This window comes from Bacillus cereus group sp. BfR-BA-01349, assembly GCF_022663795.1.
Classification (GTDB): Bacteria; Bacillota; Bacilli; order Bacillales; family Bacillaceae_G; genus Bacillus_A; species Bacillus_A cereus.
Map to the genome: position 1 here is coordinate 43290 of NZ_JAKUGE010000035.1, position 10492 is coordinate 53781.

Here is a 10492-nt window from a genome sequence, read left to right on the forward strand (position 1 = left end):
GCCTTCTTTTTAATCCCTATTCAGCAATCGCATACGATAACAATTCATCGTCACTTCTCCAAGTCTTTGCAGCAATTGATAGTTCGCATATGCGCCGACTGGGGCACCGATTACCGGGACGAGCTGAAGCATTTTTGCTAAATCGATATAGTCTCGGTATTCTGTTTGGAACTTTTCCCAGTCCATATGATTTTCTTTTTCTGTATCCCACGTTTCAATTGCTTTCCATATTTCTTTTCTGTGATTGTCACTTGAAAAGGCGAGCTGGAAAACGTGAAGGATAAAAAGACGCTCTTCTTGTTTACTCGTATCAAATCCGTACAACGTTGCTGCATCGAATAAAAATTTAATTTTAATTGTAAGTAGAAGCGGAAAGTCAGCAAGACCGAGGAGAATACCGCCAGCCCCCGTCCCTGCTCCTTCTGCCGCTGCTATTTTTTTGTACTCATCCATTTTTTTACGTACTTCATCGTCTCGTCTTTGCAATGACCATGTCGTCTCTTTTAGCTTCGGCTTTATAAAGTTTGACCCGGCGCTGATCGTTTGCACCATCATACGAATCGTCTCTGTTAGTACCTTTTGTACTTTCGCCGGAATGAGCTGTTGCACTTTCGTCTGCACTTTTTTGGAGAACCGTGTCATCATAGAAGAATCTTTCATGAATGTAGCTTTCCACTGCTCCAATTCTTTTATAACCTTCTCTTCGTATGTAATCATGGGTTCATTCCTTTCAATTTAAACGCTCAATGCGCTTCGCCCCGTATTGGTAAACAAAACCGATACTAAATAATATGCTTACGATAAGTAAAATTCCTATCATCATGAAATCTTTCGTTGCTAGTGCAAATATAACTGTAAAGATTACGCTCCCTATGATTAGAATCGCGTTTAATAAAGTAAGAAAGTCTTTCTTCTTCTCTTCTCCCCCTACCGGATACAAATCAAGCCAAATCTTCATGCGGTGATGTTTCCATAAAGTTAAGAGCTGATAACCGATTAAGTATAGGAAAATAAGGCTTACGATAAATCGTCCATATAAAAACGGAATGAAGTACAAAATAACTCCTCCAAGAGCGAGCAAACGCACATATAATCCAAAATAGTTACCTGATCTTAAAAACGTTCTCGTATATAAGTATAAATATGTACGCTTTTCACCAATCATCGAAAGAATGAAATCGAGCCATTTTCTGCGTGCTACTCTTTCTTTTAATGCTGGTACATCAACGAACATGTTCGCGATGCGGTACAGCAGCATCATCTTCTTACCTTCTTCAGAAATTAAATACTCCCAGTTTAGTGGCTTTCCCTTTACCATTTGATGCATGATAGCAAGGTATAACACCATGAGAAGGACGATTCCACCAATGAAAAGAACTGAAGTACGTTCTACAAGGAAATATACAAATAAACCGTTTAGGATAAAACGAATGAACCAATCCGCTCTTTGTATATTTTGATCTGTTAAAAATGACTTTTCCCACGCTACAAATAAATTCCACGCTTTTACGATAACAAACGCGAGTACAATCCATATGTAAGCCGCTCCTGTTTGCTTCATTTGTTGGAAGTATAACGGAGCAAGCGCAGCTGCTACGATTGCGATTATGTATAACTGAATCATAAATGTAAAAAGAAATGCCTTTGTGAAGTAAGGTTTTAACTTTTCTTCAACTGGCAGTAAGTAAACGAGATCCGCTTCTTTTAATAATGTTTGAATGGATCCAGCCGTTAACACGAGTCCAATTAATACTGCCATTACGAGCGCCGCCGGAAACGAAGTTGTTAACGTTTGTAACCATTGCTGGTAATAATACGCTCCCGCACCAATGATGAACACGAAAATAAATTTCAAATGATCATTAAATACGTATTTACTATATGTACGAACTTCTTTTAGAAAGTGACGAAATCGTTCTTTCCATAACGCTGTGCTATTCATAATCTTCTTCCTTTGTTAGCGCGATGTAAATATCATCTAACGTTGCACCTGGCATATTAAACTGTGATTGCAGTTCAGATAATGTTCCCTTCGCTCTTACTTCACCTTGATGCAAAATAATGAACGAATCACAATAACGCTCTGCCGTTGCTAAAATATGTGTGCTCATTAAAATACCGGCACCACTCTTTTTCATTTGGTCCATCATTTGAAGAAGGGATTGAATCGCTAACGGATCTAATCCAACGAAAGGTTCATCTACTATGTAAAGAGATGGCTCCACTAAAAATGCGCTCATAATCATTACTTTTTGTTTCATTCCTTTTGAGAAATGAGATGGAAACCATTTTAAACGATTTTTCATACGAAACTCTTGTAGTAGTTGTCCTACACGTTCTTCATATTGTTTTTCATCAACGCCATACGCCATAGCTGTTAATTTCAAATGCTCTTCTAACGTTAATTCATCATATAATACCGGCGTTTCCGGAATGAATGAAAAGCTAGAACGGTACGCTGTCATATCATCACGAATTGTTTTCCCATTAATTGTGACAGTTCCTTTTTTCGGTTCCATTAAACCGATAATATGTTTAATCGTCGTACTTTTACCAGCTCCATTTAAACCGATTAAGCCGACAAGTTCGCCTTTATTAACAGAGAACGAAACGTCTTTTAATACAGGTCGTTTCGTATATCCTCCTGTAACATTTTCTACACGCAATAACTCGCTCATACGACACCACTTTCTTCATTAGTATTCATTCTATATTCATCTTACCAAAAATTATGCTGTACTACATAGTATCCATGTACTCAAAAAAAATTTTTAAATTTATTAGCATATATTTTTCCGAAAGCGGACATCATAATTATTGAAGAAAGAACACATTGAAAAAGCAACCACCTATTGATGAGTACAACAACATAGTGAAGTCATCATGAAATGGGGTGTCCAAGTTGGACAATGAAATTTACACATAACCAGATCATTTGTTTCATTTTCGAAACGGGGTGTCTCTGAAAGAGCATATACTGTTTTAAAAAATAAACAATTTCATTTTAAAAAAGATTGCAATTCATTTCACTTGAAAATGGGGTGTCTGCGAAACGTAAATTACGATAATGCTTTTTCAATCCCTCTTCAGAAAACAGGAAGCTGAGTCAGCTTCCTGTTTTTCGTGTTTGTTCTCTTATGTAATTATGGTAAAATACGGCTAAGGATATTTGAAAGGATGAGATCAATGAATCATACAGCAGACAATTGTATTTTTTGTAAAATCATTGACGGGCAAATCCCTTGCTCAAAAGTATACGAAGATGAACATGTGCTTGCATTTTTAGATATTAGTCAAGTAACAAAAGGACATACTCTTGTTATTCCGAAAGTTCACAAACAAGACATTTTTGCGTTAACGCCAGAAATCGCATCACACATTTTTTCTGTCGTTCCAAAAATCGCAAATGCGATTAAAGCAGAGTTTAATCCAGTTGGCTTTAACCTACTTAACAATAACGGTGAAAAAGCTGGACAAACTGTGTTCCACTTCCACCTTCATTTAATTCCACGCTACGGTGAAAAAGGTGGTTTCGGTGCTGTTTGGAAATCACATCAAAATGAATACACTATGGAAAATTTACAAAACATCGCAAGTACAATTGCAAATAGTGTGAAATAATGACACTATAAGAAGGCGTAATACATAACAAGCCACTTCCCTGAAGTCATCAAATTCCGCATGGCTTGTTTCTTTACTTAAAATACTCAGGGATGATTGTTTGTGCATAGCACATATAAGAAAGATATGCATATTTTTCCCATCATGAATACGAACAAAAAATAAGGAGGTCTCCTTTTATGTCAAAAGCTAAATCCTTTATTACAGGTGTTATTTGCGGCGGAGCAGTTGCTGGACTAGCTGTTCTTTTCTCAACTCCTTCTTCTGGTAAAGACATGCGCGGCAAGTTAAAAGAAAAAGGAAATGATATTAAAAAGACTTTAGCTGATATTACAGCTGATACGAAATTATTAAAGCGTCAAATTATTGAAACTGCTTCAGAAGGTAAAGAAGTGTTTCAAGAATTAAAAGATGACATGCAAGACACGCTTTCTAACTGGAAGCAAGATATTTCTCAAAACAAGCGCCATATTGAGAAAGAAATTTTGGACATCCAAAAGTCAATTGAGAAACTACAAGAAGCTGTTCCAGAAAAAGCGTAAACAAATTCCTGCTTAGTTTTTTGCATATAACAAATATTTTTTATATAAATTGACCTTGACACGGCATATCGTATAGATATGCCGTGTTTTTATGCATTTACAATATATGTTATCACTTAACATGTAAGGACAACGTATGTATTCACGACTCATAAAACGCTTCCATAGTTATGCATGATTTGTATAGAATGTCATTTTCTCGAAAAATTTTCACAATTCTCACAAAAAGACTTTATTAATTTTTATTTTACTGGCATAATAGATAGTAATGAAAAAAGAATGTTAAAGTGGGTGAGTAAATGAAAAGTGGAGAAAAAGATTACTCGGTAAAAGAAGCGATGATTTTCAGCCAACGCATTGCTCAATTATCGAAAGCGTTATGGAAATGTGTAGAGAAAGATTGGCAGCAGTGGATTAAACCTTACGATTTAAATATTAATGAACATCATATTTTAACAATTGCTTATCATTTAAAAGGGGCTTCTATTTCTGAGATTGCTAAATTTGGAGTTATGCACGTATCAACAGCGTTTAACTTCTCGAAAAAGCTGGAAGAACGCGGCTATCTTGTATTCTCAAAAAAGGAAGATGATAAACGAAATACGTACATTGAAATTACAGACAAAGGGGAAGAATTACTACTTCGCTTAATGGAAGAGTATGATCCTGAAAATAATTCAGTGTTTAATGGGGCTCTTGCACTTCGTAATTTTTATGGGAAGTTCCCAGAAAATATCGAACTGATTGCAATCCTGCGTAATATTTACGGACAAGACTTTATCGATATTTTTGAGAAATCATTAGAAGATATTGAAGAGAACTTTACAGAATCCGATCAAAAGTTAGTTAAGAAATAATCTATTTATTTTTTCGCAATCATGCTTAAGAATTCATTCATAAGCGGCTTAAATAAACCTTGTTTTGCTAGCGCTTCCGCAGTTTCGTGTACTTCGAGCTGATGTGGAAGCGCTTTTTCAAATTGATCTAACAGCGCATCGAACAAAAGAAGCCCTTCTGCTTTCTCCACTACATATTGCTCGTTCAGTTTTTCACAAAGATTTAGTATACGTTCAATATCTTTTTTACGAGCTTTTTTCTTTATGATCAAAGAATAAAATGGACACTTCTCTTCATCAATCATTTTAAATAATAGGTCTACATAGTATTCAGCTTGTTCTAATCTTCTAACAACGTCCATTTCCTCCCTCACTTTCTAACACAAAGTCTTCTATTTCTGAATTTTGTAACACGAACAAAATATCGTGTGATACAATATATGTATATGTATTTTAGCCAAAAGGAGGTCTCGCCTCATGACACTTATAACAGTTGTTTTTGTCGCATTCGCACTTCTTGTTATATTTTACACGAATTTCATGACACATACACTGTGTGAACGAAAACAAATAGCTGCGAGCCGCCAGCCCGGTGTCTTTCGGGTTATTAATGTATGTATAACAATTTTATTAATTTCTAGTTATATAGAAATTATATTTCATGGAAAGTGAGGAGGGAAAGCCCCTTCCTCACTTTTTTCCTCTATAAGCAAATTATACCTACAATAACCAATAAAATAAACAGTACAAGTAATAAAATAAGTTGAGAATTCATCCCCATCCCCTCCTCTATTCTGTATATGCGGCATGCGCCCAATATGGCACACTTTCAAAATCTGACACGTGCTGGTTAATTTTTCTTTATCAATATGAAAACGGTTCGAAATATGATATATTAAATTTTGTACATATTGCTTATACTATAGAACAAAACATTCATCAAAACTTTTTCCTCAGCCACGGTAAGCCCTGTTAAGCGCGCTTTACCAATATAAAAAAGCAAAAGTATCAGTGAGACTTAATCGGGCTCTTATGAACTAAAATTCATCGGTGTAGGATAAATTAAAAATACATAATAGTAGGAGTGTTTATTGAATGAAGAAAGCTATGCTTGCCTTAGCCGCAACAAGTGTAATCGCATTATCAGCATGTGGAACATCATCATCAGACAAAATCGTTACATCTAAAGCTGGTGACATTACAAAAGAAGAATTCTACGAACAAATGAAAAATTCACAAACTGGTAAACAAACACTAAATAACATGGTTATGGAAAAAGTACTTATTAAAAACTACAAAGTAGACGACAAAGAAGTAGATAAAAAGTACGATGAGATGAAAAAGCAACTCGGTGATCAATTCGATACATTATTAAAACAACAAGGTCTTAAAGAAGAAACAGTCAAAAATGGCGTTCGCGCTTCATTAGCTCAAGAAAAAGCTATCGAGAAAACAATCACTGATAAAGAACTAAAAGAAAACTACAAGCCTGAAATTAAAGCAAGCCACATTCTTGTAAAAGATGAAGCTACTGCGAAAAAGGTAAAAGAAGAACTTGGACAAGGTAAATCTTTCGAAGAGTTAGCGAAACAATACTCTGAAGATACTGGTTCAAAAGAAAAAGGCGGAGACCTTGGCTACTTTACTGCTGGTAAAATGGTTAAAGAATTTGAAGATGCTGCTTATAAACTGAAAAAAGATGAAGTAAGCGAGCCTGTGAAATCACAATTCGGTTACCACATCATTAAAGTAACAGACATTAAAGAACCAGAAAAATCATTCGAACAATCTAAAGCTGACATCAAAAAAGAAATCGTTCAAAAGAAAATGCAAGATGGCCAATTTATGAACGATCTTATGATGAAAGAAATCAAAAAAGCTGACGTAAAAGTTGACGATAAAGATTTAAAAGATCTTTTCGAAGAGAAGAAAACTGACGCTAAAAAAGACGAAAAGAAATAATGCAGTAAAAAGCTTGGGCTTAGGCCCGAGCTTTTTTTATCCCCTCTTCTCCCGGTAGTTATATCTAGATTCGGTAAATGAAATTATATCGGCGATTTTCAAAATATATCAGCGATTTTCGAAATATATCGACTTACCGACAAAAAACGACAACAAGCGTGACTCCCTCTTCAAACACAAAAAAACCTTGATCCACGCCACGTAGAACCAAGGTTTATCTTATTATCATTGATTAAATTCAAAAACTATGTTAAATTAGTACAGAAACACGTTTTACAAAATACAAAGAACGTATTTATCCGTATCTTAATTGTACACCAAAACACATCTTCAGTCAACCTCTATTTTTCACTTTTAAAGGAGTGCTTACCGTATGAACAAAAACCTTGATTTAGAGCAAAAACGATTAGATACCGTAATTGAAACAATTACGGAGCAAATTGATAAACTGGAAAACGAAACTGGTAGACGCCGGGCAGAAGTAATCAATATTCGTAAACACTTTTGGGATGACGTGAAAGTTAATACTGATACTTTCGATGATTATCTTGAAACAGTTATCAACTTGAGACAACAAGCTCAGTCACTAGCTGTCACACAAATTACCCATAAGCACACCTTTAATCGACTTGCCGCATTAAGACGTATGCATAAAGCACCTTATTTCGGACGAATTGATTTCAAAGAAGAAGGAGAATCTGCCGCGGATCAAATTTATATCGGCGTCGCTACACTTACTGATGCAAGCGGAGAAAACTTCCTTATATATGACTGGCGCGCACCTATTTCGAGTGTGTACTATGATTATCCACCAGGACCTGCTGAATACAGTACACCAGGCGGCGTAATCCACGGTAATGTGGAGAAAAAATTACAATACATTATTCAAAATGGCGAGATTGATTCTATGTTCGATACGAGCCTTACAATTGGTGATGAAATCTTGCAACAAGCGCTCGGAAAAGGTACGAACAAACATATGCAGAGCATCGTTGCTACGATTCAGCGCGAGCAAAATGAAATTATCCGCCACGATGAAGGCCGACTCCTTATCGTTCAAGGAGCTGCTGGTAGCGGTAAAACATCAGCTGCTCTGCAGCGAATCGCCTACTTACTATATAAATATCGCGAATGGCTAAAAGCAGATCAAATTATTCTCTTCTCTCCTAACTCTATGTTCAATAGCTACGTTTCTAACGTACTACCTGAACTTGGTGAAGAAAATATGCAGCAAGTTACATTCCAAGAATATTTGAATCATAGACTAAGTAAGTCATTTGAAGTTGAAGATCCTTATGAGCAATTAGAATATATGTTAACTGAAACGAATAGCCCTACCTATAAAACGAGAAATGCGAGCATCCGATTTAAAGCATCCACTCAATTTTTCGAGATGATTAGAGCGTACAGACAATCTCTTGAATCTTCAGGCATGCTATTTAGAGGAATGAAATTTAGAGGAAAACTGATTGTTTCTGCGAAAGAAATTACAGAACAATTTTACAATACCGACTCCTCCCTCCGCTTCCATAGTCGAATTGAGAAGTTAACGGATTGGCTAAATAAGCAAATAGATGCACTTGAAAAAGCAGAACTGAAAAAGCCTTGGGTAGAAGAAGAAATTGAATTACTTAGTAAAGATGAATACCAAAAAGCTTATAAATATTTGCAGAAAAAAGGAGAGTTTGACGACAACTCCTTTAATGATTTTGAAAAAGAAACGAGAGTACTTGGACGTATGATTGTCCGTAAAAAATTGAAGCCCCTTCGTAAAGGTGTTCAAACATTGCGTTTCATCAATTTCACAGGCATATATAAACAACTTTTCACAGATGCATCATGGGTTACTGAGAAAAAACCGAAAGAGTGGGATGACATTTGCTCCTTAACAGTAAACATGCTTGATGAAGGAAAACTATATTATGAGGATGCGACTCCATTCTTATTTTTAAAAGAATTAATTGAAGGCTTCCAAACGAACAGATCGATTAAACACGTACTCGTAGACGAAGCACAAGATTATTCGCCGTTCCAGTTCGAGTTTTTAAAACGTCTCTTCCCTGCCGCAAGAATGACGGTACTTGGAGACTTTAACCAAGCAATATTTGCTCATGCGAGTGAAACAGTGAATTTCAATACACTTACTAGCTTATACGGTCCAGATGAAACGAACGGTATCAACTTAACTCGTAGCTATCGCTCAACAAAACCAATTATTGAATTTACACGTGCTCTCGTACCGGAAGGGAAGAACATTCACGCCTTTGAACGTGACGGTGAGAAACCTACAGTGACGAAAGTAGCGAATGAGAGCGAACTGCACGAACGTATTACTGCCAAAGTTGCTGAATTACAAAAACAAAATCACAACACGATCGCAATTATATGTAAATCTGCAGCTGAAAGCGCCGCTGCCTATGAGGCACTTAGTCCTATCGAGAATATTAAACTCGTGAAGAGTAACTCAGCCGAGTATGAGCAAGGCATTGTCGTGATCCCAGCTTACTTAGCGAAGGGTATCGAATTTGATGCCGTTATTATTTACGATGCGTCTAAAGATGTATACAACGATGAGAGCGTTCGTCGATTGTTCTACACTGCTTGTACACGCGCAATGCATGAATTACAACTTTATAGCGTTGGCGAGGTTAGTCCTTTTGTGCTTGGGGCTGATTCGGAGAGTTTTGAGCTTATAATGAAAACACCTTGATGATGGAAGTGACCCCCGAAAACGGGACACATATTAAAACACCTCCCGAATTCGCATACTAAGTATGCAAATTCAATGGAGGTGTTCTTTTTATCATTTAGACTTGTAAAATGCTTCGTATTTCTTCTAAACGTAAATTTGTAAACTTTGCAATATCTTCGATTGGCATTCCATTTTTATGCATTCCACGAATTAATTGAATCTTACTTTCTTCAATTCCCTCTTTCTTTCCTTCATTACGAGCATGAGCGAACTTTGCGGCTTCATCCATCAAAGCTTTCTCTCTTGCCTCATATGCTTGTCGGAAAGAAGAATCTTGAATCATACGCTCCCATTTATTCATCGCTTTTTGTAAAATCGGATCTTGGTTCATCGCAATGTCCTCCAATGTTTGGGTTAGTTGTTCATCCTCGTTTGCCGGAAGTAATAATAACCAACGAACAAACAAATCTTCCCAAGGATTTACTTGTTCATTCCGCCACTGTTGCATAAGTTTCGAAATCTCTACGATGTGAACTTCGATATCACTACTCAATATTTTATGTTGTTGTCGATTCCATAAAACTCCTGTTGTATGGCATTCCCTTTTGAAGTTGAGCTGTGTATAGCCTTCCCCAATAATATAAACTACGTTTAATCATATCATGATTATTATTGAGGTCGGGTAAGTCGGAGTCCTCGCGGACTCTTTCTCCCCTCAGAACCGGACTTGTCCGTTTCCAAACATCCAGCTCAAGCCTTCTTTTTATCCCAAACAGCTAGTCGTTCTTCATCCATCATACGCCATTCTATTACCTGGATTCTTTCTCGAGGCGTTAATG

General features: G+C 36.5%; 10 protein-coding genes and 1 pseudogene. 6 read left to right on the forward strand and 5 right to left on the reverse strand.

The genetic code is table 11. From position 1 onward, the window contains the following. Positions 1–9: 9 nt before the first annotated feature. Genes ecsC through ecsA form a run of 3 tightly spaced genes read right to left on the reverse strand, consistent with a single transcriptional unit; the run spans position 10 to position 2678 of the window. Positions 10–717, reverse strand: coding sequence for an ecs operon protein EcsC (gene ecsC / locus MR169_RS18900; RefSeq protein WP_000634143.1), 708 nt, complete (start codon positions 715–717; stop codon positions 10–12). 13 nt (positions 718–730) lie between these two features. After that, positions 731–1942: an ABC transporter permease EcsB gene (ecsB, locus tag MR169_RS18905; protein WP_242319834.1), complete on the reverse strand. Its 1212-nt coding sequence runs from the start codon at positions 1940–1942 to the stop codon at positions 731–733. Then, a complete protein-coding gene (ecsA, locus tag MR169_RS18910; protein WP_001292603.1) occupies positions 1935–2678 on the reverse strand; it encodes an ABC transporter ATP-binding protein EcsA in 744 nt (247 codons plus the stop codon). Before ecsA ends, ecsB begins: the two co-directional genes overlap by 8 nt. Before the next feature lie 508 nt (positions 2679–3186). On the opposite strand from ecsA, the gene MR169_RS18915 reads away from it, so the two are divergent. The 3 genes from MR169_RS18915 (at position 3187) to MR169_RS18925 (ending at position 5020) form a co-directional block, all read left to right on the forward strand. Next, positions 3187–3621, forward strand: coding sequence for an HIT family protein (locus tag MR169_RS18915; RefSeq protein ID WP_242319835.1), 435 nt, complete (start codon positions 3187–3189; stop codon positions 3619–3621). A gap of 179 nt (positions 3622–3800) precedes the next feature. Beyond that, on the forward strand, positions 3801–4163 hold the full coding sequence (locus MR169_RS18920; RefSeq protein WP_000030299.1) for a YtxH domain-containing protein: 363 nt from the start codon (positions 3801–3803) through the stop codon (positions 4161–4163). Positions 4164–4462: 299 nt separating this feature from the next. Beyond that, entirely contained in the window at positions 4463–5020 is a 558-nt protein-coding gene (locus MR169_RS18925) for an HTH-type transcriptional regulator Hpr (RefSeq protein ID WP_000834924.1), read from the forward strand. Positions 5021–5025: 5 nt separating this feature from the next. Here the strand turns inward: MR169_RS18925 and MR169_RS18930 are convergent, their stop codons facing one another. Further along, complete coding sequence (locus MR169_RS18930) at positions 5026–5361, reverse strand: DUF1878 family protein (RefSeq protein ID WP_000383655.1); 336 nt, start codon at positions 5359–5361, stop codon at positions 5026–5028. Between the two features lie 115 nt (positions 5362–5476). On the opposite strand from MR169_RS18930, the gene MR169_RS18935 reads away from it, so the two are divergent. From MR169_RS18935 to helD, 3 genes are all read left to right on the forward strand, one after another. Beyond that, on the forward strand, positions 5477–5671 hold the full coding sequence (locus tag MR169_RS18935) for a hypothetical protein (RefSeq protein ID WP_000172690.1): 195 nt from the start codon (positions 5477–5479) through the stop codon (positions 5669–5671). Positions 5672–6094: 423 nt separating this feature from the next. Beyond that, positions 6095–6961 carry a peptidylprolyl isomerase PrsA gene (prsA, locus tag MR169_RS18940; RefSeq protein ID WP_000710067.1) on the forward strand — a complete coding sequence of 289 codons (867 nt, stop codon included), beginning with the start codon at positions 6095–6097 and terminating at the stop codon, positions 6959–6961. 373 nt (positions 6962–7334) lie between these two features. After that, positions 7335–9671, forward strand: a complete 2337-nt coding sequence (helD, locus tag MR169_RS18945) for an RNA polymerase recycling motor HelD (protein ID WP_242319836.1) — start codon at positions 7335–7337, stop codon at positions 9669–9671. A gap of 97 nt (positions 9672–9768) precedes the next feature. On the opposite strand, the pseudogene MR169_RS18950 reads toward helD, so the two are convergent. Then, positions 9769–10330: pseudogene (locus tag MR169_RS18950) on the reverse strand (Rpn family recombination-promoting nuclease/putative transposase); the annotation flags it as partial. Positions 10331–10492 lie beyond the last annotated feature (162 nt).

Coding starts and splice junctions, on each gene's coding strand:
- ecsC (WP_000634143.1), bottom strand. CDS start 717: ATGATTACATACGAAGAGAAGGTTATAAAAGAATTGGAGCAGTGGAAA.
- ecsB (WP_242319834.1), bottom strand. CDS start 1,942: ATGAATAGCACAGCGTTATGGAAAGAACGATTTCGTCACTTTCTAAAA.
- ecsA (WP_001292603.1), bottom strand. CDS start 2,678: ATGAGCGAGTTATTGCGTGTAGAAAATGTTACAGGAGGATATACGAAA.
- MR169_RS18915 (WP_242319835.1), top strand. CDS start 3,187: ATGAATCATACAGCAGACAATTGTATTTTTTGTAAAATCATTGACGGG.
- MR169_RS18920 (WP_000030299.1), top strand. CDS start 3,801: ATGTCAAAAGCTAAATCCTTTATTACAGGTGTTATTTGCGGCGGAGCA.
- MR169_RS18925 (WP_000834924.1), top strand. CDS start 4,463: ATGAAAAGTGGAGAAAAAGATTACTCGGTAAAAGAAGCGATGATTTTC.
- MR169_RS18930 (WP_000383655.1), bottom strand. CDS start 5,361: ATGGACGTTGTTAGAAGATTAGAACAAGCTGAATACTATGTAGACCTA.
- MR169_RS18935 (WP_000172690.1), top strand. CDS start 5,477: ATGACACTTATAACAGTTGTTTTTGTCGCATTCGCACTTCTTGTTATA.
- prsA (WP_000710067.1), top strand. CDS start 6,095: ATGAAGAAAGCTATGCTTGCCTTAGCCGCAACAAGTGTAATCGCATTA.
- helD (WP_242319836.1), top strand. CDS start 7,335: ATGAACAAAAACCTTGATTTAGAGCAAAAACGATTAGATACCGTAATT.